This window comes from Polynucleobacter sp. AP-Ainpum-60-G11 (assembly GCF_018688375.1).
In the GTDB taxonomy this organism is placed as follows: Bacteria; Pseudomonadota; Gammaproteobacteria; order Burkholderiales; family Burkholderiaceae; genus Polynucleobacter.
Genome location: NZ_CP061318.1, coordinates 1,421,974 through 1,445,954, shown reverse-complemented (window position 1 = coordinate 1,445,954; position 23,981 = coordinate 1,421,974). Strand labels below are relative to the sequence as shown.

Here is a 23,981-nt window from a genome sequence, read left to right as displayed (position 1 = left end):
ATAGAAGTTGTTTTGGCGTCTTAAGAAACTCTACAACGCGATTTTCTAATTTAGCGTGTTTCTTGGGGCTTTTTTAACCTAACCCGTCAGGCCTTCTGGCGGCACAAAGTGAATATATAAATGTCTGAATCATTTGCAGAGCTATTTGAAGAATCATTAACCCGATCGAATATGAAGACCGGCCAAGTTATTTCGGCTGAAGTACTTCGCATCGACCATAACTTCGTCGTTGTTAACGCTGGATTGAAATCCGAAGCGTTTATTCCTGTTGAAGAATTCCATAACGACGCTGGCGAGATTGAAGTAGCTCCTGGCGATTTCGTTTCTGTTGCTATTGACGCTCTTGAGAACGGCTATGGCGACACAATCCTTTCCCGTGACAAAGCTAAGCGCTTGGCATCATGGATGAACTTGGAAAAAGCTCTCGAGCAAGCTGAGATCGTTACCGGTACTGTTACTGGTAAGGTTAAAGGCGGCTTGACAGTCATGGTTAACGGTATCCGCGCATTCTTGCCTGGATCACTCGTTGATACACGCCCAATCAAAGACACCAGCCCTTACGAAGGTAAGACGATGGAGTTCAAGGTTATCAAGCTTGACCGTAAGCGTAACAACGTAGTGTTGTCACGTCGTGCAGTTGTTGAAGCTAGCCAAGGTGAAGAGCGCGCGAAGTTGATGTCTAACCTCAAAGAAGGTAGCGTTGTTCAAGGTATCGTGAAGAACATCACAGACTACGGCGCATTCGTGGACCTCGGTGGTATCGATGGCCTCTTGCACATTACCGATTTGGCATGGCGTCGTGTGCGTCACCCAAGCGAGATGTTGACTGTTGGTCAAGAAGTTACCGCGAAGATTTTGAAGTTCGATCAAGAGAAGAACCGTGTTTCACTCGGTGTGAAACAACTTGGTGATGATCCATGGGTTGGTATCGCTCGTCGTTACCCACCAAACACTCGTTTATTCGGTAAGGTAACCAACCTGACTGATTACGGCGCGTTCGTAGAAATCGAATCTGGTATCGAAGGTTTGGTACACGTTTCTGAAATGGACTGGACTAACAAGAACGTTGCTCCAAGCAAAGCTACTGCATTAGGAACCGAAGTTGAAGTCATGGTTCTGGATATTGATGAAGACAAGCGTCGTATTAGCTTGGGCATCAAGCAGTGCAAAGCGAATCCATGGGAAGAGTTCTCACGTGGCCAACAAAAAGGCGACAAGCTGACTGGCGCAATCAAGTCTATTACTGACTTTGGTGTGTTCATTGGTTTGCCTGGCGGTATCGATGGTTTGGTTCACCTCTCAGACCTCTCATGGAATGAGCCAGGGGAAGAAGCTGTTAAGAAATACAAAAAAGGCGACGAAGTTGAAGCTACTGTATTGGCCATTGATGTTGAGAAAGAGCGTATCTCTCTTGGTATCAAGCAATTGTCTGGTGACCCATTCAATAACTACACATCCGTAAGCGACAAGGGTAGCCTTGTAACTGGTACTGTGAAGGCTGTTGATGCTAAGGGTGCAACTATTCACTTGGCTGATGAAGTTGAAGCTTACTTACGTGCTTCTGAGATCTCAACAGATCGCGTTGAAGATGCACGCAATGTATTGAAAGAAGGTGACACTGTGACTGCAATGATCATCAACATTGATCGCAAGTCTCGTGCAATCAATCTTTCAATCAAAGCTAAAGACAGCTCTGACCAACAAGACGCTATGAGCAAGCTCCAAGGTGATGCGCAGTCCGGCACAACCAACTTGGGTGCTTTGTTAAAAGCTAAGTTGGACAATCAAGGCTAAATCAATATCGCCGCTTTCCACTAGGAGAGCGGCGGTTTTTTATTGATAGATCATGTCAGATCAAGAGCAACAAGCAATTACTCGGTCCGAACTCGTGGAGAGCTTGGCGGAACAGTTTCCCCAGCTACTGCCAAGAGATGTGGAGTTAGCAGTAAAAACATTGCTAGACACCATGACTCACGCTTTAGCCGAAGGTAAGCGTATTGAGTTGCGTGGTGTTGGTAGCTTTGTTTTGCATCATCGTCCTGCGCGTACTGGTCGCAACCCAAAATCTGGTGAAAAAGTATTGATCCCAGAAAAACGGGTGCCCCACTTCAAGCCTGGTAAAGAATTACGTGAGCGCGTTGACTATAAGCCTCTGAAGCAAGTGAGCCCTAAAGAGGGTTCTGGTGCCTAGTCAGATAGCGCATATCCAGTGGTCCATTCGGACCATTTTTTTATTTAAGTTCTGCACAGCATGATTCAGATCGCAACCTCCTGGCTATTGTTACTTCCAGTCATGTTTGGTATTGGTTGGTTGGCTTCGCGCTGGGATTTGCGTCTTGAGAATCGTATGGATGAGCGCGAGCGGATGCGTCAGCAACGCTCCACTTTCAAAGGCCTAAGCCTGTTGTTAAATGAGCAGCCAGATCAAGCGATTGAAACCTTGGTCAAGATTGCTCAACTCGATCCTGAAACTATTGAGCTCCATTTTGCTTTGGGCAATTTATTCCGTCGACGTGGTGAGACTGAGCGAGCCATTCGAGTTCACCAGCACTTGGCTAATCGTGACGACTTAAAGCCGCGCGATCGAGATCATGCTGCTTATGAATTAGGTCGCGACTTTTTACGTGCCGGTTTATTGGATCGTGCTGAAGCCTCATTAAATCGTGTGGGTGATGGCAAATTTGCGGCACCTGCAAAAGAGAGCCTCCTCGAGATGTATCAGATCGAGCGGGACTGGAAAAAAGCCATCATTGCGGCTAGTGAGCTTGAGGGCTTGCAAGGAAAATCCCACCACACTGAGATTGCACAGTTTCATTGTGAGATTGGCCAAGAGGCACTGCGTCGCAAAGATTTGCCAGAAGTTGAGCAATCAGTTCAATTGGCCTTGCAAGCCGTTCCGCATCATGCACGTGCTCTGATTTTGCAAGGTGACTATCTAATTGCAATGGATCGTCCGGCTCAAGCTATAGAAGTATGGGCTGTGATTGCTAAGACACATCCTGCCTATATGCATTTGCTTGCGGATCGTTGGATGGCAGCACACACTGCCCTAAATAAAGCGGATGAAGGATTAAGCGCGCTCTGTGAGTTATTAAATATCCAAGCTTCTGGTGAGTTGCTCGATATTGTTCAAAAGCACATGACTCAAATTCGTGGGGCACAAGCTGCCGAAGTGATGCTCGTTGAGGTGATGCAGCATTCACCAAGCTTGAGTGCGTTATCGAAATTAGCGGAGACCCGTTTGGCTTTGGCGGAAAGTAACGGTACACCAGAGCGGGTATCGGATTTACAGGCAACACTCAGTTTATTGAAGCAGCTCACGACCCGTTTGGCCCGCTATACCTGTGGCAACTGTGGTTTCCGGGCAAGACGCTTTTATTGGCAATGTCCTGGTTGTAATCATTGGGAGGCATACTCCCCAAGACGTAGTGAAGGATCCGTTCCTAGCGGACCTTCAATGTAATCTGAATCACTTGGAGATATCTTGAAAGTCACCATCATCGGCAGCGGTTACGTTGGTCTTGTTACAGGCGCTTGCCTCGCAGAGCAGGGTAATAACATCTTTTGTGTAGACGTCGATCCTAAGAAGATTGAGATTCTCAATTCTGGTGGCGTACCCATTTATGAACCAGGTCTCAAAGAGATGATTGAGCGCAATCGCGCTGCGGGCCGTTTGCAGTTCTCTACTGATATTGCTGCTTCTGTTGCCCATGGCGATATTCAGTTCATTGCAGTTGGCACCCCTCCTGACGAAGATGGCTCGGCTGATCTTCAGTACGTGGTTGCTGCAGCTCGCAATATTGGTCGTCATATGACTACCCCTAAAGTGATCGTCGATAAGTCAACTGTTCCAGTGGGAACCGCCGATAAGGTTTCTGCTGCAATTACTGAAGAATTGGAAAAGCGTGGCCTCTCACCGGAGTTATGCTCCGTAGTTTCCAACCCTGAGTTCCTTAAAGAAGGCGCGGCAGTAGAAGACTTTATGCGCCCAGACCGCATTGTGATTGGTACACAAAATACCCCAGCTGGCTTGCGTGCTAAAGAGCAAATGCGCAAACTCTACGCCCCATTTAATCGTCATCATGAGCGTACCTATTACATGGATGTGAAGAGTGCTGAGCTTACTAAATACGCAGCTAATGCCATGTTAGCCACCCGCATCTCTTTTATGAACGAGTTAGCTAACCTGGCTGACTTGGTCGGAGCGGATATTGAAGCTGTGCGCCAAGGTATTGGCTCTGATTCCCGCATTGGTTATGGATTTTTGTATTCCGGTACTGGCTATGGCGGTTCTTGCTTTCCAAAAGACGTTTCAGCTCTATCAAAGACTGCGACTGAGTATGGTCGCGATCTTAAGATTCTAGATGCGGTCGAAGCGGTGAACGAAGCCCAAAAGTACATTCTCGTAGAGAAGATCGAAAAACGTTTTGGTGCTGATCTTAAGGGTAAGAAGTTTGCCATGTGGGGTTTAGCATTTAAGCCGAACACCGACGACATGCGCGAAGCGCCAAGTCGAGTCATTATCCAAGAGTTGGTTAAACGCGGTGCTCAGATCGTAGCCCACGACCCAGTAGCCATGCCAGAAACTAAGCATTGCCTTGAGGTGGACTTCAAAGGTAACCCAGAAGGCCTTAAACAAGTGACTTTGGTGGATGACCCCATGGCAGCCACCCAAGATGCGGATGCCTTGGTGATTGTGACCGAGTGGAAAGCCTTCCGCAGTCCGGATTTTGATCTCCTTAAAGCTAAACTTAAGAACCCTGTCATCTTTGATGGCCGTAATCTGTATGAGCCACAAGCTATGCAAGAATTAGGCATTGAGTACCGAGGTATTGGTCGTCATAATTAATTAGCACTACAAAAGAATCGATTAGATAGATTAGAGAGATTAGTTACATCGTGGAAAAAGCCAACCGAGAACAATTTTCTAAAGCCCGCTTATTAGTGGTGGGTGATGTCATGCTTGATCGCTATTGGTTTGGTGATACAAGTCGAATCTCTCCTGAGGCCCCGGTGCCAGTAGTTCAAGTAGGCAAGATTGATGAGCGTTTAGGTGGTGCCGCTAACGTGGCTCGTAACGTTGCAGCCCTAGGTGCAAAGACGACGATCTTAGGCGTGATTGGAGACGATGAGCCTGGACGTCGCGTCACAGACCTGTTGAAATCAAGCGGTGTTGATAGCCAGCTTGAAATCGACAGCAAAGTTCCGACTACTGTGAAGTTGCGAGTCATCGCAAGACAGCAGCAATTGATACGTTTGGACTTTGAAGAGGCTCCTAGTGAGGCTGCTTTGGCACATAAGCTAGAGCGCTATGAGAAGCTGGTGGGTGATGCTGATGTGGTGATTTTGTCTGATTACGGCAAAGGCGCATTAGGACAGGTTGCCATGATGATTGAACAGGCGCACGCTCAAAAGAAAATGATCCTAGTCGACCCTAAGGGTGATGACTACGCTAAATATCGCGGTGCTACCGTGCTCACACCTAACCGCAGTGAATTACGTCAGGTAGTTGGTCAGTGGACTAGCGAAGAAGATCTCACAATGAGAGCGCAGGATCTCAGAAAATCATTAAACCTTGAAGCCTTATTACTGACCCGCTCAGAAGAGGGAATGAGTTTATTTACTGAGGCGGGTGTCAGCCACGTTAAAGCACAGGCACGTGAAGTGTTTGATGTATCTGGTGCGGGTGATACGGTTATTGGAACGCTCGCTGTGGCATTGGCAGCAGGTTGGCCACTTGAAAGAGCGATGGCCTTAGCTAATCGTGCGGGTGGCATAGTGGTAGGCAAGTTAGGAACGGCTACCGTTACTTCAGAGGAATTGCAATGACCATTATCGTAACCGGCGCCGCTGGGTTTATTGGCGCCAATATTGTTCAGGCGCTCAATGCACGAGGCGAGAAAAATATTATTGCGGTCGATGATTTACGTCCCGCTGATAAGTATCGCAATCTTGCGGACTTAGATATCATTGATTATCTTGATAAAGACGAATTTCTGAAGGCATTTAGAAGCGGTCGCTTTGGTAAGGTAAGGGCAGTGTTTCATGAAGGGGCGTGCTCCGATACGATGGAGACGGATGGCATCTTCATGATGGCGAATAATTTTCGCTACACCATGGACTTGCTTGATATCTGTACAGAACAAAAAGTGCAGTTACTCTATGCTTCATCTGCAGCAACTTACGGTGGATCTGATGTTTTTGTAGAAAGCCGCGAGCATGAGAAGCCATTAAATATTTACGGTTATTCGAAGTTCTTATTTGACCAAGTAATGCGTAAGCGCTTTGCTGAAAAATCCAATGCCGCTCAAGTGGTTGGATTTAGGTACTTCAATGTCTATGGCCCACGTGAATCCCACAAAGGTCGCATGGCCTCGGTAGCCTTTCATCAGTATCATCAATACAAAGCTAATGGCAAGGTAAAGCTTTTTGGTGAATATGGTGGTTATGGCGCTGGCGAACAAAGTCGTGACTTTGTCTCGGTAGAAGATGTAGTGAAGGTGAACCTCTTTTTCTTGGATCATCCAGAAATCAGCGGCATCTTCAATCTCGGTAGTGGTCGCGCGCAGCCATTCAATGACGTTGCTCATGCGTTAGCCAATGCCATGCGCAAAATCGATAATGCCAACCCTGCTAGCTTGGAAGAGTTGGTCAAAGAAAAGGCGATTGAATACATCCCATTTCCGGACGCGCTCAAAGGCAAATACCAGTGTTTCACACAAGCTGATTTGACTAAGCTAAGAGCTGCTGGATATACAGAACCCTTCCTAACTGTTGAGCAGGGTGTAGGAAGGTATATCGAGTGGCTATCGGCCAATGCTGATTTCTTGGCAAGCCCACTATAGGCAGTTAAAAACAGTCAACCGACTGAATCTCCATTCGTTGTAACTAATCCACTTGCACTTCGTGTAAGTGGATTTTTTATTAACCGATGGAGATTAAATGAATCAATTATTAAAGTCCTTAGTATTTTCAGTATTTGTAGCTGTCTCAGGATTGACTGCTGCTTCACCAGTCAACGTCAATACCGCAACTCAGTCTGAGTTAGAAAGCATTAAAGGTATCGGACCATCTAAAGCGAAAACAATTATTGCCGAACGCTTGGATGGTGGGCACTTTCAGGATGCTAATGATTTACAAAAGCGTGTGCGTGGCATTGGTATGAGATCTGTAGAAAAGATGGTGGATAACGGTTTAACTATTGAGGCACCCAGTTCTTTTCGTGAGCCGCACGGCAGGACCAATAAAGAGGGCTCCAAGGCTAGCAGGCGTGGCTCACGCGGTCAGAGTAGCTCTCGCCATAATCCGGATCGTGCGGAACCAAGCCGCCGAAATTAAACCCTTTTACGTCTAGTCCGGCTTATGGCTAAAATGGTTTCATGAGCACACCTTCTTACTTAACTATTTCACAGACCGTGGGTAATACACCCCTGGTTCGTTTGCAACGCATTCCTGGCGCAGAGAACGATTCCAAAAATAATCTGATCTTAGGAAAGTTAGAGGGTAATAATCCAGCGGGGTCGGTGAAAGACCGGCCTGCGCTGTCGATGATTCTGCGCGCACAAGAGCGTGGCGAAATCAAGCCTGGCGATACGCTGATTGAAGCTACCAGTGGTAATACTGGCATTGCTTTGGCAATGACTGCTGCGATGTTGGGCTACAAGATGGTTTTGGTAATGCCTGAGAATCAAAGCATTGAGCGTCGACAAAGTATGGCTGCTTATGGTGCCGAGTTAATTTTGACGGCAGCCTCTGGGGGTATGGAGTTTGCCCGTGACTATGCGCTGCAATTACAGAAAGAGGGCCGCGGCAGATTGCTTGATCAATTTGCGAATCCGGATAACCCACGCGCCCACATCGAGACTACTGGTCCAGAAATCTGGCGCGATACAGATGGTCAAGTAACTCATTTCATTTCCGCGATGGGAACTACCGGAACAATTACCGGAGTTTCTACCTATCTAAAGTCTATGAATCCCAATATTCAAATTATTGGTGCGCAACCCGAAGAGGGTTCGCAGATTCCAGGTATTCGTAAATGGGCTCCAGAGTATCTGCCGAAGATTTATCAAGGTGATAAGGTTGATCGCATTGAGTATGTGAGCCAGGCGGATGCAGAAGAAATGGCCCGCCGCCTTGCTGCAGAAGAGGGTATTTTTTGCGGCATTTCAGCTGGTGGTGCTTTAGTAGTTGCCTTGCGAATCGCTCGCCAGGTTGAGAATGCGACGATTGTCTTCATCGTCTGCGACCGTGGTGATCGCTATCTTTCCACTGGAGTTTTTCCAGCGTAAGACATTCAGCCGAGGGTAAATTAAGTCTGCTTTTGTTTTTTCTTGCCAGCAGCCTTCTTGGGCTTGGATTTAATTGCTGCTCCTGACTTTAGTTCTGACTTTTCTTTAGTTGTTGTCATGGGCACTACGCTTTGGTTCTTATATCCCAAGGCCTCTGCAAACTCTGCAACACTTTGCGCATAAAAGTAACTTCGGTTGTACTGCACTATTGTCAGGAAATTATTTAAACCAACTGCATAACGAATTTGATCGCTGCCATCTTTATCGGGGTAGGGGAGGTCAACAATGAGCGCCTTACTTTGTGGCTCAACACCACCAGATTGAAGATCGCCCTGTTCCTTGGTCAAGATCCCCTTTGTGATGAGTTCTTGAACGGAGTATTTCAGTTGAGGTTCGCCATCAGCCAAGTCTCTCGCTTCACTGATGCCTCCATCTTGCACGGGGAAGTAGATCGGCATTCCAGGTTGCCAGCCATGCTTATTCATAAAGTTGGCCACACTAGCAATTGCATCCTTAGGACTTTGCTTGAGATCAATACGCCCATCTCCATCACCATCCACTGCAAAGCTACGAATACTGCTTGGCATGAACTGCGGTAAGCCAATCGCGCCAGCGTAGGAGCTATTTTGATTGAGGCAGGCATTAAAGCGTGCAGGGTTTAATCCATGACTAGAGTTTTTGGCAGGCAAATTGCCGCCTCCTTCGGTCCAGCACATGAGGATGAGTTCTTGTAGCTGGTCTTTAAACAACTGTTCACGACTCACTTTATTAGGCGTATCTGGGTAGCTGAAAGCTAGCGTAGCAAGCACATCCTTTGCCCGAAAATTGCCGGTTTGGCGGCCATAAATGGTTTCGATCCCAATAATGGAGACGATAACTTCGGCTGGAACCCCCGACTCTTGCTCAACCTTACTCAAGAAGGCCTGGTTTTGCTCCCAAAAGGCCTTGCCGGCTTTCAGGCGCACTGGCTCTATAAAGCGCTTGCGATAGGCTACCCAGTTCTTTTTAAAGGTGCCCGATGGGGGTAACACCAATTTGCGTATGGAAGGAATCGTTTTAGCATCTGAGAAGCCTGATTCAAGGCTTGACTGAGGGATTCCCTGAATTTGGGCAACTTGAATAATTAACTGGTTGAGATTTTGGCTAAAACGGGCTTCTGTCGCGGCATCCTCAGACTGGTTTACGATAGTCTCTGTAGGGCTAACTTGCTGAGTGGGGGTGCTAGAGCAGGCCCCAAGCAGTAGCGTTATGAATAGTGTTGAAGTGAGGTGGGAGACGCGAAAATTCATAGATAAGTAAATGGGTTTTTGAGGGCTTGGCAGGTTTTATTACATTATAAAAACTACAGTTTTACTATCGAGGATTTCTAGTAATGACAACAGGATACATAACTCATCCAGATTTTCTAAAACATGAGATGGGCAGCCATCATCCCGAGTGCCCTGAGCGAATTCAGGCAATCAATGATCAACTCATCCGCAGTGGCATCGATCGCTTTCTGCACCATCTCGATGCGCCCTTGGCCACTGAAGATCAACTGGAGTTGGTCCATAGTCCAGATCACATTGCCTTTGTTAAAGAGCGCTCACCAGCCAGCGGTTACTTCATGCTCGATGGTGACACCATCATGAACCCCCATACTTGGAGTGCTGCTCTACGTGCAGCGGGTGCTGCTATTGCGGGTGTTGATGCAGTAATGAAAGGCGAAGTCGAAAATGTGTTTTGTGCAGTTCGCCCCCCAGGCCACCATGCAGAGCCTACCCGTTCAATGGGCTTTTGTGTCTTTGATAACGTCGCAGTAGCTGCGCGCTATGCGATGGAGACATACGGTATCGAACGTGTGGCCATCATCGATTTTGATGTGCATCACGGCAATGGTACTGAAGCAGCATTTTTTAACGACCCTAATGTTTTGATGTGCAGCTTCTTTCAGCATCCGTTTTATCCATATAGTGGTTTGGATGGGGCAAACAATATGGTGAATGTCCCCTTGCCAGCCTCCACTCGAGGAGATGTGGTGCGCTCTATCGTAGAAGAGCAGTGGCTGCCACGTCTGAGGGATTTTGAGCCAGAGCTCATCATCATCTCTGCTGGCTTTGATGCTCACCGTGAGGATGATTTAGGGCAGATGGGCTTGGTAGAAGACGACTATGCCTGGATCACTAAGCAGCTTAAAGGCGTTGCCAATCAATATGCTCAAGGCCGCATCGTGAGCTGCTTAGAGGGCGGCTATAACCTTTCTGCATTGGGTCGTAGTGTAGTGGCGCATGTTAAAGCACTTGCCGACATTTAAGTGAAATTAGCAATCTAGAATCAAACAAGATCAATATCCAAGGAAAGCATGGCTAATATTTTTGAGCAGGGTTTAGAGCGTAACCCAGCGAACTTCACTCCAATCACCCCGTTATTATTTCTGGAGCGATCAGCCCAAGTGTACCCAGATCGCCTAGCAATCATTCATGGCAAATTACGTCAGACTTGGAGTCAAACTTATGAGCGTTGCCGTCGATTCGCAAGCGCACTGCAAAAGCATGGCATTGGCCTGGGCGATACGGTTGCGGTGATGTTACCTAATACGCCACCAATGGTAGAGGCGCATTTCGGAATTCCCATGGCTGGTGCGGTATTGAATGCATTGAACACTCGCCTAGACCCAGAGTCAGTTGCTTTTATGTTGAATCATGGCGAAGCAAAAGTAGTGATCGTGGATCCAGAATTCTCTGGGGTAATGAAAAAAGCCCTTGAGATCGCTAAGAAAGAAAGTGGGCGCGAGTTCTTGGTAATTGATGTCGAGGAAAAGGAATTTGATGTTCCTGGTGAAAAGCTCGGTAAATTGACTTATGAACAGCTCTTATCTGAAGGCGATCCTCAGTTCGCTTGGCAAGTCCCTGCAGATGAATGGCAAGCCATTTGCCTCAATTACACCTCGGGAACTACTGGCAATCCTAAGGGTGTGGTGTATCACCATCGTGGCGCAGCGATTAATGCTGTATCCAATATTTTGGATTGGGATATTAACAAGCACCCCATTTATCTCTGGACGCTGCCAATGTTCCATTGCAATGGGTGGTGTTTCCCATGGACAGTAGCGGCTCGTGCAGGCATTAATATCTGTTTACGTCGCGTGGATGCGCAGCATATTTTTGCTGCCATTAAAGAGCATGGGGTTACCCATTACTGCGCTGCCCCGATTGTGCATAACTTACTAGTTAATGCTCCCGATGAATTAAAAGAGGGCGTACCTGCTGGTGTAAAAGGCCTGATTGCTGGAGCCGCACCTCCGGCTTCGATTATTGAGGGTATGGAGAAGCTAGGCTTTGATTTGACGCACGTCTACGGATTAACTGAAGTCTATGGTCCTGCAGCAGTTTGTGTGAAGCAGGATGAGTGGAATGAAGTGGATATTGGTGAGAGAGCTCGCCTTAATGCTCGCCAAGGTGTTCGTTATCACATGCAACAAGCGATTGCCGTTCTTGATCCAGAGACTCTCAAACCCGTTCCTGCAGATGGCGAGACGATGGGCGAGATTATGTTTAAGGGCAACATCGCCATGAAGGGTTACCTCAAGAATGAGAAGGCAACTAAAGAGGCCTTCGAGGGAGGTTGGTTTCATTCAGGGGACTTGGCAGTAATGAACCCCGATGGCTATGTGAAGATGAAAGACCGTAGCAAAGACATCATTATTTCCGGCGGCGAAAATATTTCTTCCGTAGAGGTTGAAGATGTTCTCTATCGCCACCCTGCAGTAATAGCCGCTGCGGTTGTTGCGAAACCTGATCCTAAGTGGGGTGAAACGCCTTGCGCCTTCTTGGAAATTAAGCCTGGTATGGAAGTGACCCCTACTGACATCATTACCCATTGCAAGCAGCATCTAGCTGGATTTAAGGTTCCAAGAGCTATTGTATTTTGTGAACTCCCAAAAACCTCTACTGGCAAGATTCAGAAGTTTGAATTGCGCAAGCAGGCGGGATCCGCTTCAGCAATCGACGTCTAGCTCTAGTTGGGGCTAGGCAGATAAAATAGATAAGTTACTCAAAAATAGAGAATTCAGCATGAAAATCTTAGTGGCAGTAAAGCGTGTCGTTGATTACAACGTCAAAATTCGGGTGAAGTCAGATAACTCCGGTGTCGATCTGGCAAACGTCAAAATGAGCATGAATCCATTTGATGAGATTGCAGTTGAGGAAGCTGTTCGATTAAAAGAGGCTGGTGTAGCTACTGAGGTAGTTGTTGTTTCCGCTGGGCCAACTCAATGTCAAGAAACCTTGCGCACTGCATTGGCGATTGGTGCTGATCGTGCCATCCTGGTAGAAACCGATGCTGAATTGCAACCTTTAGCAGTGGCAAAAATTCTCAAGGCGCTTTCTGAAAAAGAACAAGCGCAGATCGTGATCTTAGGTAAGCAGGCAATTGATGACGATAGCAACCAGACTGGTCAGATGTTAGCTAGCTTGATGGATATTCCTCAGGCAACTTTTGCATCCAAAGTGGTAGTTGCAGATGGTAAAGCGAGCGTAACGCGTGAGGTAGACGGTGGTTTAGAAACCATTGCAATTACTTTGCCTGCAGTTATCACAACTGACTTGCGCTTGAACGAGCCACGTTATGTGACTTTGCCAAACATCATGAAGGCCAAGAAGAAGAATTTGGAAATTGTGAAGCCTGAAGAACTGGGAGTTGACATTGCCCCGCGCCTTAAAACGCTCAAAGTTGAGGAGCCGCCAAAGCGTTCTGCTGGTGTGATGGTGGCCGATGTAGCGGCTTTGGTAGAAAAACTTAAAAATGAAGCGAAGGTGATTTAAATGGCCGCACTCGTTATTGCTGAACACGACAATCAATCCTTAAAGGCTGCTACGCTCAATGCGGTAGCTGCAGCCCTTCAATGCTCCCCTGAGGTGGATGTATTAGTGGCAGGTAGCGGTGCTGATGCCGCAGCTTCCGCCGCAGCTCAAATCGCTGGAGTACGCAAAGTGATTCAAGTGGACGCCCCAGCTTTAGTAGATCAACTTGCTGAACCTTTAGCTGCGCAGATTCTTTCGATTGCTAATGGTTATAGCCACATCCTGGCGCCAGCAACTGCCAATGGTAAGAACGTATTACCACGCGTTGCCGCCAAGTTAGATGTAGCGCAGTTGTCAGATATCACCAAGGTTGTTTCACCCGACACTTTCGAGCGTCCCATTTATGCGGGTAATGCGATTGCAACAGTGCAAAGTGCGGATCCAGTGAAAGTCATCACTGTTCGTACCACTGGTTTTGATCCGGTCGCTGCGAGTGGTGGATCAGCTCCATTAGAAAAGCAAGCCGCTATTGAAGTTTCTGGTAAATCCTCTTTCGTGGGTCGCGAGCTTACTAAGTCAGATCGTCCTGAACTCACTGCCGCAAAAATTATCGTCTCTGGTGGTCGTGGCCTAGGTTCTGGCGAGAAGTATCAAGAGATCGTTGTGCCTTTGGCTGATAAGCTCGGTGCTGCACTTGGCGCATCGCGCGCTGCAGTGGATGCTGGTTATGTTCCAAACGATTATCAAGTTGGCCAGACTGGCAAGATTGTTGCTCCACAGTTGTATATCGCAGTAGGTATCTCTGGTGCGATTCAGCATTTGGCTGGCATGAAAGACTCTAAGGTAATCGTAGCGATTAACAAAGATCCTGAAGCGCCAATTTTTAGCGTTGCTGACTATGGTTTGGTTGCAGATTTGAATACTGCCGTTCCTGAATTGACTAACTTACTCGGTTAAGGCGATTCAAGATATCTTTTTAACTATCTTCACCTCTGATTTATAGGAATACTTATGCCGTATGTAGCCCCAGTAAAAGACATGCTATTTGTGATGAATGAACTAGCGGGGCTATCTGAGGTTGTTTCCTACCCCTCCTATGCTGAGGCCGGTGCTGATGTGGATTTGGCGCCAGCGATTTTGGAGGAGTCTGCCAAATTCAATCAAGATGTTGTGGCGCCTCTCAATTGGCCAGGTGATCAGCAACCCAGCTCATTAAAGGATGGCGTCGTCACCACTACTCCTGGGTTTAAAGAAGCTTTTGAGCAATTTGCTGCAGCAGGTTGGCAGGGTGTTGTGCATCCTGCAGAATTTGGTGGTCAAGGCTTACCTAAACTCATTGCTACTGCCTGCTTTGAGATGGTGCATTCAGCTAGCTTGTCATTTGCCTTGTGCCCAATGCTGACTGATGGTGCGATTGAGGCCTTGTTGACTGCAGCAAGTCCTGAGTTGCAAGAGCGTTATGTGCCCAAGATGATCTCCGGAGAGTGGACTGGATCCATGTGCCTCACTGAGCCTCAGGCAGGCTCTGATTTATCAATGGTGCGTTCTCGCGCAGTGCCTGATGCTGATGGCACATACAAAATTTTTGGCACCAAGATCTACATCACCTATGGTGAGCACGACATGGCAAAGAATATTGTCCATCTCGTATTGGCTAGAACACCGGATGCACCAGAAGGTGTGAAGGGTATTTCTTTATTTGTAGTGCCGAAGTTCTTGGTGAATGCGGATGGTTCACTTGGCGAGCGTAATGATGTTCATTGTGTTTCGATTGAGCACAAGCTGGGCATCAAGGCCAGTCCAACTGCAGTCTTGCAGTTTGGTGATCATGGTGGTGCAATCGGCTACTTGGTTGGCGAAGAAAATCGCGGCCTTGAATACATGTTCGTCATGATGAACGCTGCTCGCTTTGCAGTTGGCATGCAAGGCATTGCAGTTGCAGAGCGTTCGTATCAAAAGGCAGTGCAGTATGCGAAGGACCGAGTTCAAAGTCGCGATCTGGCCGGCTCCCCAGGCCCGGTGGCAATTATTCATCAGCCCGATGTGAAGCGCATGCTAATGACGATGCGTGGCTATATTGAGGCATCTAGAGCCTTGGCTTATTACGCCGCAGCTGCATACGATGCGCAGCATGCATCTCCTGACGAGGCGGCTCGCAAGCAGAACCAAGCGGTATATGAATTTTTGGTCCCGATTGTGAAAGGCTTTTCGACTGAGATGTCGATTGAGGTTGCAAGCTTAGGTGTGCAGGTTCATGGTGGTATGGGTTTCATTGAAGAGACCGGTGCAGCACAACACTATCGTGATGCCCGTATTTTGACGATCTATGAAGGCACCACAGCGATTCAGGCAAATGACCTGATCGGTAGAAAGACGGTGCGTGATGGCGGTGCAACTGCCAAGCTGTTCTCAGAAAAAATTCAGCAAACTGAAAAAGATCTTGCAAGCAGCGGCACTGCAGATGCAAAAGCAGTGTTAAAGCAATTAACTTCAGCACGCGACGCATTTGAAGTCTCGGTAGCTTACATTGTGGCGAATGCCAAAACAGATATAAAGGCTGTGTATGCAGGCAGTTTTGCCTACTTGCGTTTATGTGGCTTGGTATTGGGTGCTTGGCAAATGGCGCGCGCTTTACTGGCTGCGCAAGAGTTGCGTGCCGGTGATCCTAATTTCTATGATGCCAAGATTGCTACTGCACGCTTCTTTGCAGAAAATCTATTGCCACAGTCGCAAGCTCTTGCAACATCGATTTTAGAGAGTGGGCATTCCACGAATGCGCTGACGGCGGAGCAGTTTTAAGATTTAAAAAACTGCCACCGCCATTCAAAAAGCTATCCGCATTACTGGGATAGCTTTCTTGCTTCTTGAAGTTGGGAGATAAAGAATTGCTCAAATGCAATTGCCAAGAAGGTCATCATGACGCCTGCCCCAAACACTAAAGAAAAAATCACCGTCAGCACAACCGGCCAGCCGGACTGAGTTGCTCGACTAGGTTCTAAGCCTGGATTAAACTGCGCGTCCCATTTTTCATCTGCGCGTAAGCCGTAAGCGATGGTGGTTAACCAGCTCGCTTCCAGTGTGATGAAGCCGAATGTAATCAGCACCCAACCTGGTGCAGAGTGAAAGTGCGCATCTTTCAAAATCAACCAACCAGCGATTCCACCAATAAATGAAAATAGTTGAGCCCAAGCCCAGAAAGATTTAAGTCCTTGCAAATAAAAACAGTTCAAGCCAGTCCCTGGGAAAAATAATCCGAGTGAGCAGAATAGGAGTTTGTATTTTTTCATGCTGACTTTCAGTGATGAGCTTGTATAGAAGTAATAGGTTATTTTGCAGAATTATTTTTTTGCATGAAGCTTAAAACTTCACGGTCTGCGCCAATCATGAGGAGTTGATCGCCATTGCGAACAATCGAGCGGTAATCATTTAATTCGTAAAGGAAGTCATTTTCTAGTTCCATGCGTTGCGGTGCACAAGCCATCTTAGTACTGGCGATTTGATCTAGCGTAAAGCCTCTGGAATCTTCGGTAATGCGTGCTGTAAAGCGATTGCATCCGGTTGAACCACTGAGGCGTTCGCCGTTGGCATCAAAGATGATCTGTATGGGATTGCTGGTGTCACCCTGGGGAATCTGTCGGGAACGCACCTCGCCTTTGGCATTGGGTGCTAGATTCCAGCGGACTAACTCCCATTTAGTATTTCGGAACTCACTACTTGGAGGGCTAGTTTTGGCATTGCAAGGTGGAATCACATTGGCGCAGGCAGTCAAAAAACCTAAGCCAAGGCAAGAAAGAATGAGAAAAAAGCGCTTTATAGGGCCTCTGGAAGGGCTAAAAAAGGCAGTTTTCATGTTGGTATTTATGTAAGCTATTGTTTTTAATAATTATTTTATGAACTACTGGGTTCTATTCTACTGTTGAAGCCAAAAGGGTGCCCACTTAAATAGGTGGATCAAGTAGGGGTTTTCGTCTAGAATATGAGGTTTTCCGCTATACCGTGCATTTGTTTTGTTAATTTGCCCAGTTAGTTGGAGCCCAAGATTTTGTATTAATTTCATTGGGTTGTAATCAACCTGTTTTCATTTTAGATTTTAAGGAATAAGTATGGTCGTCATTCGACTGGCACGCGGCGGTTCAAAGAAGCGCCCTTTTTATAGCATCGTGGCTACAGACAAGCGCAATCGTCGCGACTCGAACTTTATCGAGCGTATTGGTTACTTCAATCCACAGGCAGCAGCGACAGAGCAAGCAATGCGCATTGCTCAAGATCGTTTGACCTATTGGACTGGTGTTGGCGCGCAGATCTCTCCAACAGTAGTTCGTTTGATCAAAAACAATCCTGCGGTCTAAAGACTTCAAATCCAAAGACTTTTTCTTAGTGATGAAGTCTTTGGTAGCGGAATTTACTTGTAGTGTTATTTGGGGAGTTGAGGTGGCTTCAATATGAATACACCTTCCCTAGATGATTTGATTGAGCTCGGTGCAGTTCAGGACGCTCAAGGCTTACAGGGTCAGATTAAGGTTCGCCCTCATTCTTCCGATCCCGTAGCGCTCTTATCTAGCAAAGAACTTTGGTTATCTCTCATTCCTCGTCGGAGTGCGGGTGTCGCTGCGTCTCATGAGCAGGCTTCATTAAAGCTTTACAAGGTGAGGCAGGCCAAGATGCATAGCGGTACCGTAGTAATTGCCTTAGATGGCATCACCGATCGTGACCAGGCCGAGGCTTTAAAGGGTGCTCGTATCTTAGTTGCACGTGAAGTATTTCCAAAAGCAGAGAGTGATAGTTATTACTGGGTTGATCTGATTGGTTGTAAGGCAATGAATCTTCAAGGCGAGAGTCTGGGTGAGGTGATTGACGTAAACGATAACGGTGCCCACGGGATCATTGCTCTTGGTGACTCCGAAACTAAAACAGTAAAACAGCTAGTGCCTTTCGTAAAAGAAGTAGTACGCAACGTTGATTTGCCAAGTAAGCTCATTACCCTTGATTGGCAAGCTGATTGGTAGTTGGTAAATATGCGCTTTGATGTAGTCACCTTATTTCCTGAAATGTTCTCCGCTTTAACCCAGTGGGGCATTACCGGACGCGCCTGTGAGCAAGGTCTTGCCAGCATCAATCTCTGGAATCCCCGTGACTACTGTTCTGATCCTCGTAAGACTGTGGATGACCGCGCCTATGGTGGTGGTCCTGGTATGGTCATGATGGCCAAACCCTTGGAAGATACGTTATCCGCTCTTAAAGCAACCCATCAAGCTCAGCATGTCGCTTCCGGGCCAATTTGTCTCTTAGCGCCCCAAGGAGAGGTCTTTTCTCAGAAGATAGCGAAAGATATCCTCAATTACGGTAATTTAACCTTTATTTGTGGTCGATATGAGGCTGTTGACCAGCGTTTTATCGATCGAAACGTTGATTTACAGCTTTCTATGGGTGATTTTGTGGTTTCAGGTGGTGAATTGCCTGCTATGACCATGATGGATGCGGTCATTCGCCTCATTCCAGGAGCGCTGGGGGATGGGGAATCAGCGGTCCAGGACAGCTTTATCAATGGTCTTTTGGACTATCCGCACTACACTCGCCCCGAAATATATGAAAATTTATCTGTCCCAGACGTGCTTTTAGGCGGACATCACGCTAAAATAGCGGATTGGCGTCGGCAGAAGTCTTTAGAGCTGACGCTAAAGCTTAGACCTGATTTAATTAAATCAGCAAGAGCTAATGGGTTGCTAAGTAAAGAAGATGAGCAATTTCTTCGAACGCTGTAAGTAATTATGGTTTTGAATGAAGTGTTTGTGTTTTGATTTAGTGAAATGGTTTTAACTGCATCCTCTGTCTGGTCCGTTGATGAATGTCTCGGGATTAAACGCTGACAAGATGTTTAAGGATTAATAATGAATTTGATCGAAAAAATTGAGCAAGAAGAAATTGCTCGCTTAAGTGCTAACAAAGTACTTCCTACTTTCGCTCCTGGCGACACAGTAGTTGTTGGTGTAAACGTAGTTGAGGGTACACGTAAGCGTACCCAGGCCTTTGAAGGCGTTGTGATTGCTAAGCGCAATCGCGGTTTGAATTCTAGCTTTATCGTTCGCAAGATTTCATCTGGCGAAGGTGTGGAGCGTACATTCCAAACTTACTCACCATTGATTGCTAGCATTGAAGTGAAGCGTCGCGGTGATGTTCGTCGCGCGAAGTTGTACTACTTGCGTGATCGTTCAGGTAAGTCTGCACGTATTAAAGAAAAACTTCCTGCACGTAAAGTTAAAGCAGTTGCTGAGGCTACAGCGGAATAAGGTTTGCTTTAATCCAAAAAGAAGGCGGCCTAGGTCGCCTTTTTTATTGCCCTAAAATAAACGCATGACTCAAAACCCGAATCCCCCAGAGCAAAAATTGAGCGCTGCAGCTCCTTTGGGTTTTGATGCGCAAGCCATTCCGATTCATGAGGTATGCGCTGGTCAGCCTGCAGTGGCCTATGATCATTTGCATCCGACGAATCTGAAGAATCGTTTCCAAAACCCCCCGGCTTGGCAGCCAGAGATTACCGATGAGAATCGACAGGTGATTGCAGCGGGCATTATTCAAAATCGCCAAGCTGCTGGAAAAATTACCCAGGCGGCAGTGCTTATTCCTCTGCTTCTAAAGAGCGAAGGCCTCTCGGTGTTGTTAACCCAAAGAACCGATCATTTGCACGACCATGCTGGTCAAATTAGCTTTCCAGGTGGGCGCATGGATCCAGGCGATTCCAGTCCCAATGACACCGCTTTACGAGAAAGTGAGGAGGAGATTGGCTTGAATCGGCATGGGGTGGAGATCATCGGTCATTTGCCTCAGTATTTAACGGTTTCAGGCTATAGTGTGACGCCAGTTGTGGGATTGGTAAAACCTCAGGCAGAATATGCATTAGATGCCTTTGAAGTGGCAGATGTTTTTGAAGTGCCTTTACATTTTTTAATGGACCCAGCAAATCATCAAGTGCGGGTCTGGGAGAGTGATCAGGGTAGTCGTCGGTTTTATTCAATGCCCTATGAAAATCGTTTTATCTGGGGTGCTACTGCGGGTATGTTGCGTAACCTTTATCATTTATTAAAAGTATGACTTTCTTTTCTATCCTCTTCGCCCTCATTGCTGAGCAATATCGCCCAGTGACTTCGACTCATTGGATCGCGCGCATGAGTGCTCGCTGGTTGGATTGGGTTGCCGGTGAATTCGGTGGCAAGACCGAAGAAGGCGCGAGTCCAGTCGGTGCTCGTATGGCCTGCTTGGTTGCTTTCATTCTGCCAACTTTTCTTGTGTTCGTGCTTTATGTTGTATTCATGGTGACTTTCCCGATCTTGGGATTTCTGTGGAATGTATTAATTGCTTATCTATTTTTTGGCTTTCGCCAATTTAGTCATTCCTTTACCTTGGTTCATGAGGCGATTGCAAACCATGATTTGCCAGCGGCCCGCTTGGCACTCAGCGAATGGTATGGCCCTGATTTAGATGTTTCCAATCTCTCAGAGACTGAAGTAATTTCTCTTGCACTAGAGCGCGCCATTATTGGCTCACATCACCATGTATTTGGTGTGTTGTTCTGGTTCTTGATGCCTATGGGCCCAGCGGGCGTGGTCTTGTACCGCTTGGCTGACACAGCTTCTCAGCGCTGGTCGGAAAAAGGTGATTTCAACTTAAGTGAAGCAGCGCGCCATTTCTTCTACGTATTGGATTGGGTGCCTGCACGTATTACCGCAATGGGCTTTGCAATTGTCGGCAACTTTGAGGGCGCAGTTTATGCATGGCGTCACTTAACTGGTAAGTGGCCCGACTCTTTATCGGCAGTGATCTTGGCATCAGGTAGTGGCGCCTTAGGTGTTCGTTTGGGTGAGCCTATGAGCGAGCCTAACAGCGATGAAGCTTTACGTATGGCTGAAGCCGGCGAGCCGGTTGTTTACGAAGTAGGTTTGGAACCAAATGAGCGCACCATGCGCTCTGCAATTGGCTTGGTGTGGCGTTTGGTTATCGCTTGGATGGCTTTATTGCTAATGCTGACCATCGCTCTTTGGCTTGGCTAATTCCTTGAATCTGCGTATCGGCCGTTTTTGAGTCAGAACGTAATTGCCTAAATAGCGCCAGTCTTTCTGGCGCTATTTCATTTCTGTCGACAGCTTCGCGTATTGCGCAATCCGGTTCAGATTGGTGAGCGCAGTTATGAAAGCGACACTTGCCCAATAGATCATGAAACTCTCTAAAGGCATGTTCTAGCTCGCTAACCGACATGTGTGCCAAGCCAAACTCCTGAAAGCCTGGAGAATCGATTAAAGCACCCAATTTGCCGTTTGCATCTCGCCCCCACGCCTCGGGCAGTTCAAAGTAGCGGCATGCCGTAGTGGTGTGTTTGCCGGTATCTAGGCGTACTGAATACTCTTGCGTAATTGCTGCTGCATTCGGAACCCAGGCATTGAGCAGGCTAGATTTGCCCATGCCCGATTGACCCACAAACACTGAAACCTTGCCGCAAATAGCAGGGCGCAATGCTTCGATGGAGGCTTCATCAAATTTGGCTGACACCTCGGTAACGGGATAACCCATGCGCGCATAGGGCGCAATGATCTTGCGTGCATGCTCTAGATTATCTTTGAGGTCACACTTATTCAGAAGAATGTGTAGACCAATTTGATTGGTTTCTGCAGCAACAACCGCTCTGCCCAAAAGATCGGGTGAGAAAGCGGGTTGCGTAGCTAGCACTACTAATATTTGATCGACATTTGAGGCAATGAGTTTGCTCTTAAAAGCATCAGATCGGTAGAGTAAATTTTCTCGTGGCTCAATGCGAATAATGCGCGCTTGATCAACCGAAGTCATCTCCAGCAGCATCCGATCGCCTACCGCGCCAATATGCTGTTTTGCTGGAGTGCTGACCTGAATTAATTCACCGACAGGGGATTCATTGCCGCGCTCATCTTTTGTTAAGCGCTGCGCTAAATAATGCCTTCCGTAAGAGGCAGTAAGTAGCGCATGAAATTGTTCCATTAAATCAAATGCTCCTTAGCTAAGGCGTTTGAGATTGGCGATGCGTAATGGAGCGGGAGGATGCGAACTATAAAAAGCCGTATAGATTGGATCCGGAGTCAAAGTTGAAGCGTTGTCTTGATAGAGTTTGACTAAGGCAGAGATCAAATCGCTTGCAGAAGATTTATCTGCAGCAAAACCATCTGCTTCATATTCATGTTTACGTGATGCTAGGCTCGATAGCGGAGTTAAGAAGAAGCTAAAGACAGGGGATACCAGCATGAAGAGTGCTAAGGCTAGGCCACCGTTGTAGCCATTTGGGTTGGGCATCACACCGAGGTCGCTGTAGAACCAAGGCTGTGTGCTCACCCAGCCCAATAGCGCAAATGTCACAAAGCTCAAAGCAAACGAAACTAGCAAACGTTTGCGGATATGTTTGCATTTGTAGTGTCCCAGCTCATGAGCCAGTACGGCTTCAACTTCACCGGGATTGAGCTTCTCAATCAAGGTATCAAAAAATACGATGCGTTTGGCTTTACCCATACCAGCAAAAAATGCATTGCCGTGCGCACTACGCTTGCTACCATCCATGACAAACAGGCCCTGGCTTGCAAAATCACAACGCGTTAACAAAGCTTCAATTTGTGTCTTGAGTGGGCCTTCTTCAAGTGCTTCAAACTTATTAAAAATCGGCGCAATAAAGGTCGGAAGTATCCACTGCATTAATAGACTAAATACAGTCAGAACACCCCAAGCCCAAAGCCACCAAAAGTCGCCTGCCTGCGCCATTAGGCTCAGGATCACCCAGAGAAGAGGTACGCCAATTGCCCCACCAACACCCAAGCCTTTGACCATGTCGCTAAAAAAGAGTTTGGCATTCATGCGGTTGAAACCAAAGCGCTCTTCTAAATAAAACTGCTTGTACCAAGAGAAGGGAAGGTCAATAATTCCGGAGATGATGACGATGGAAATCAGCAAGGCCATTTGCTGCGCAATGCCTTCGCCTAATAATTGTAGAAGTGCAATATTTAAAATCTGCAATCCACCTAAGAGCGTGAAACCTATCAAAATAATTGCACTGACACCATTCTCTAAAATACCAAGGCGCAGTTTTGCAATCGTATAGTCGGCAGCCTTTTGATGTTCAGCTAAAGAGATTTGGGAAGCAAACTCGGTGGGCACCGCACTACGGTTGATCCCAACGTGATGAATTTGACGTTGGGATAACCAGTGGCGTAGACCAAAGCTGGCGATGAAGGCGATTAGAAAAACAATTGTGAATGTCATGAGATGATTATAGATATGAGTGAAAAAATAGTTACCCCGGCAGTAAAGGCGGCGCCAGCCAATGAGCACCTGATTTGGGTGGATATGGAGATGTCAGGTTTAGACCCTGAAAAAGAGCGTATTTTGGAGATTGCTGTAATCGTGACCGATGCACACCTCAACACCATTGCCACCGCCCCTGTTTGGGTGGTTCACCAAGACGACGCCTTATTGGATGCGATGGATGCCTGGAATAAAGGTACCCACGGTCGCTCTGGCCTGATTGATAAGGTCAAGGCATCAACAACTGATGAAGCCACTGCTGAAGCCGAATGCATTGCCTTCCTGAAGAAATACATTAAGCCTGGTATTGCCCCAATGTGTGGCAATACGATTGGTCAAGATCGGCGCTTTATGGCCAAGTACATGCCAAAGCTAGAGGCATTCTTTCATTATCGGAATATTGACGTTTCAACGCTTAAGGAGCTCTGCAAGCGTTGGCATCCGGAGCTTGTTAAGGGCTTTACTAAAAAGCAGGCTCATACCGCCTTGGCGGATATTGAGGAATCTATTGAGGAGCTCAAGTACTACCGGGAAAAGTTTATTGTTCCTTTGCCGGAGTAATTCTGTATCGAGGAATGGGTAATCAATAATAAAAAAG

At 47.1% G+C, this 23,981-nt stretch carries 24 protein-coding genes and 1 pseudogene; 20 read left to right on the top strand and 5 right to left on the bottom strand.

The window, feature by feature from the left end; all coding sequences use genetic code 11:
• Positions 1–120: 120 nt before the first annotated feature.
• From rpsA to cysM, 8 genes and pseudogenes are all read left to right on the top strand, one after another.
• Positions 121–1,794 (top strand): 30S ribosomal protein S1, encoded by a 1,674-nt coding sequence (gene rpsA / locus FD971_RS07510; RefSeq protein ID WP_215301598.1) that lies wholly within the window; start codon positions 121–123, stop codon positions 1,792–1,794.
• Between the two features lie 52 nt (positions 1,795–1,846).
• A pseudogene (locus FD971_RS07505) lies at positions 1,847–2,143 on the top strand (integration host factor subunit beta); the annotation flags it as partial.
• A 108-nt stretch (positions 2,144–2,251) separates the two neighbouring features.
• Positions 2,252–3,463: a lipopolysaccharide assembly protein LapB gene (gene lapB / locus FD971_RS07500; protein WP_215333676.1), complete on the top strand. Its 1,212-nt coding sequence runs from the start codon at positions 2,252–2,254 to the stop codon at positions 3,461–3,463.
• 21 nt (positions 3,464–3,484) lie between these two features.
• A complete protein-coding gene (locus FD971_RS07495) occupies positions 3,485–4,849 on the top strand; it encodes a UDP-glucose/GDP-mannose dehydrogenase family protein (protein ID WP_215333674.1) in 1,365 nt (454 codons plus the stop codon).
• Positions 4,850–4,899: 50 nt separating this feature from the next.
• Positions 4,900–5,829 carry a D-glycero-beta-D-manno-heptose-7-phosphate kinase gene (gene rfaE1 / locus FD971_RS07490; RefSeq protein WP_215333672.1) on the top strand — a complete coding sequence of 310 codons (930 nt, stop codon included), beginning with the start codon at positions 4,900–4,902 and terminating at the stop codon, positions 5,827–5,829.
• A complete protein-coding gene (gene rfaD / locus FD971_RS07485) occupies positions 5,826–6,845 on the top strand; it encodes an ADP-glyceromanno-heptose 6-epimerase (RefSeq protein WP_215333670.1) in 1,020 nt (339 codons plus the stop codon). Before rfaE1 ends, rfaD begins: the two co-directional genes overlap by 4 nt.
• 97 nt (positions 6,846–6,942) lie before the next feature.
• Positions 6,943–7,338: a helix-hairpin-helix domain-containing protein gene (locus FD971_RS07480; RefSeq protein WP_215333668.1), complete on the top strand. Its 396-nt coding sequence runs from the start codon at positions 6,943–6,945 to the stop codon at positions 7,336–7,338.
• Between the two features lie 41 nt (positions 7,339–7,379).
• Entirely contained in the window at positions 7,380–8,291 is a 912-nt protein-coding gene (gene cysM / locus FD971_RS07475) for a cysteine synthase CysM (protein ID WP_215333666.1), read from the top strand.
• 20 nt (positions 8,292–8,311) lie between these two features.
• Here cysM and FD971_RS07470 read toward each other — a convergent pair whose 3' ends face one another.
• Positions 8,312–9,580, bottom strand: coding sequence for a lytic transglycosylase domain-containing protein (locus FD971_RS07470; RefSeq protein WP_215333664.1), 1,269 nt, complete (start codon positions 9,578–9,580; stop codon positions 8,312–8,314).
• Positions 9,581–9,663: 83 nt separating this feature from the next.
• On the opposite strand from FD971_RS07470, the gene FD971_RS07465 reads away from it, so the two are divergent.
• The 5 genes from FD971_RS07465 to FD971_RS07445 are packed head-to-tail and all read left to right on the top strand — an operon-like array spanning position 9,664 to position 15,871.
• Positions 9,664–10,584 carry a histone deacetylase family protein gene (locus tag FD971_RS07465; protein ID WP_215333662.1) on the top strand — a complete coding sequence of 307 codons (921 nt, stop codon included), beginning with the start codon at positions 9,664–9,666 and terminating at the stop codon, positions 10,582–10,584.
• A 48-nt stretch (positions 10,585–10,632) separates the two neighbouring features.
• Positions 10,633–12,285: an acyl-CoA synthetase gene (locus tag FD971_RS07460; protein ID WP_215333660.1), complete on the top strand. Its 1,653-nt coding sequence runs from the start codon at positions 10,633–10,635 to the stop codon at positions 12,283–12,285.
• Positions 12,286–12,343: 58 nt separating this feature from the next.
• On the top strand, positions 12,344–13,093 hold the full coding sequence (locus FD971_RS07455; protein ID WP_215333658.1) for an electron transfer flavoprotein subunit beta/FixA family protein: 750 nt from the start codon (positions 12,344–12,346) through the stop codon (positions 13,091–13,093).
• Positions 13,094–14,029: an electron transfer flavoprotein subunit alpha/FixB family protein gene (locus FD971_RS07450; protein WP_215333656.1), complete on the top strand. Its 936-nt coding sequence runs from the start codon at positions 13,094–13,096 to the stop codon at positions 14,027–14,029.
• 54 nt (positions 14,030–14,083) lie between these two features.
• Positions 14,084–15,871, top strand: a complete 1,788-nt coding sequence (locus FD971_RS07445; RefSeq protein ID WP_215333654.1) for an acyl-CoA dehydrogenase — start codon at positions 14,084–14,086, stop codon at positions 15,869–15,871.
• 41 nt (positions 15,872–15,912) lie between these two features.
• Here the strand turns inward: FD971_RS07445 and FD971_RS07440 are convergent, their stop codons facing one another.
• Together FD971_RS07440 and FD971_RS07435 are read right to left on the bottom strand one after the other, a co-directional pair.
• On the bottom strand, positions 15,913–16,359 hold the full coding sequence (locus tag FD971_RS07440; protein WP_215333652.1) for a hypothetical protein: 447 nt from the start codon (positions 16,357–16,359) through the stop codon (positions 15,913–15,915).
• A 38-nt stretch (positions 16,360–16,397) separates the two neighbouring features.
• A complete protein-coding gene (locus FD971_RS07435) occupies positions 16,398–16,922 on the bottom strand; it encodes an META domain-containing protein (RefSeq protein WP_251368605.1) in 525 nt (174 codons plus the stop codon).
• A 253-nt stretch (positions 16,923–17,175) separates the two neighbouring features.
• On the opposite strand from FD971_RS07435, the gene rpsP reads away from it, so the two are divergent.
• The 6 genes from rpsP (at position 17,176) to FD971_RS07405 (ending at position 21,117) form a co-directional block, all read left to right on the top strand.
• Positions 17,176–17,421, top strand: a complete 246-nt coding sequence (rpsP, locus tag FD971_RS07430; protein WP_011902362.1) for a 30S ribosomal protein S16 — start codon at positions 17,176–17,178, stop codon at positions 17,419–17,421.
• Positions 17,422–17,514: 93 nt separating this feature from the next.
• On the top strand, positions 17,515–18,078 hold the full coding sequence (gene rimM / locus FD971_RS07425; protein WP_215333650.1) for a ribosome maturation factor RimM: 564 nt from the start codon (positions 17,515–17,517) through the stop codon (positions 18,076–18,078).
• Between the two features lie 9 nt (positions 18,079–18,087).
• Positions 18,088–18,834: a tRNA (guanosine(37)-N1)-methyltransferase TrmD gene (trmD, locus tag FD971_RS07420; RefSeq protein WP_215333648.1), complete on the top strand. Its 747-nt coding sequence runs from the start codon at positions 18,088–18,090 to the stop codon at positions 18,832–18,834.
• 126 nt (positions 18,835–18,960) lie between these two features.
• The gene (gene rplS / locus FD971_RS07415; RefSeq protein WP_215333646.1) at positions 18,961–19,359 is read left to right on the top strand and encodes a 50S ribosomal protein L19; all 399 of its coding nucleotides are present in this window, start codon (positions 18,961–18,963) and stop codon (positions 19,357–19,359) included.
• A 64-nt stretch (positions 19,360–19,423) separates the two neighbouring features.
• Positions 19,424–20,161 carry a CoA pyrophosphatase gene (locus FD971_RS07410; RefSeq protein ID WP_215333644.1) on the top strand — a complete coding sequence of 246 codons (738 nt, stop codon included), beginning with the start codon at positions 19,424–19,426 and terminating at the stop codon, positions 20,159–20,161.
• On the top strand, positions 20,158–21,117 hold the full coding sequence (locus tag FD971_RS07405) for a CobD/CbiB family protein (RefSeq protein WP_215333642.1): 960 nt from the start codon (positions 20,158–20,160) through the stop codon (positions 21,115–21,117). Before FD971_RS07410 ends, FD971_RS07405 begins: the two co-directional genes overlap by 4 nt.
• Here the strand turns inward: FD971_RS07405 and rsgA are convergent.
• On the bottom strand, positions 21,062–22,075 hold the full coding sequence (gene rsgA, locus FD971_RS07400) for a ribosome small subunit-dependent GTPase A (RefSeq protein ID WP_215333640.1): 1,014 nt from the start codon (positions 22,073–22,075) through the stop codon (positions 21,062–21,064). The two genes, FD971_RS07405 and rsgA, sit on opposite strands and share 56 nt — an antisense overlap.
• A gap of 15 nt (positions 22,076–22,090) precedes the next feature.
• Entirely contained in the window at positions 22,091–23,341 is a 1,251-nt protein-coding gene (locus tag FD971_RS07395) for a M48 family metallopeptidase (RefSeq protein ID WP_215333638.1), read from the bottom strand.
• Between the two features lie 15 nt (positions 23,342–23,356).
• Here FD971_RS07395 and orn point away from each other — a divergent pair, with 15 nt between their 5' ends.
• Positions 23,357–23,944, top strand: coding sequence for an oligoribonuclease (gene orn / locus FD971_RS07390; RefSeq protein ID WP_215333636.1), 588 nt, complete (start codon positions 23,357–23,359; stop codon positions 23,942–23,944).
• Positions 23,945–23,981 lie beyond the last annotated feature (37 nt).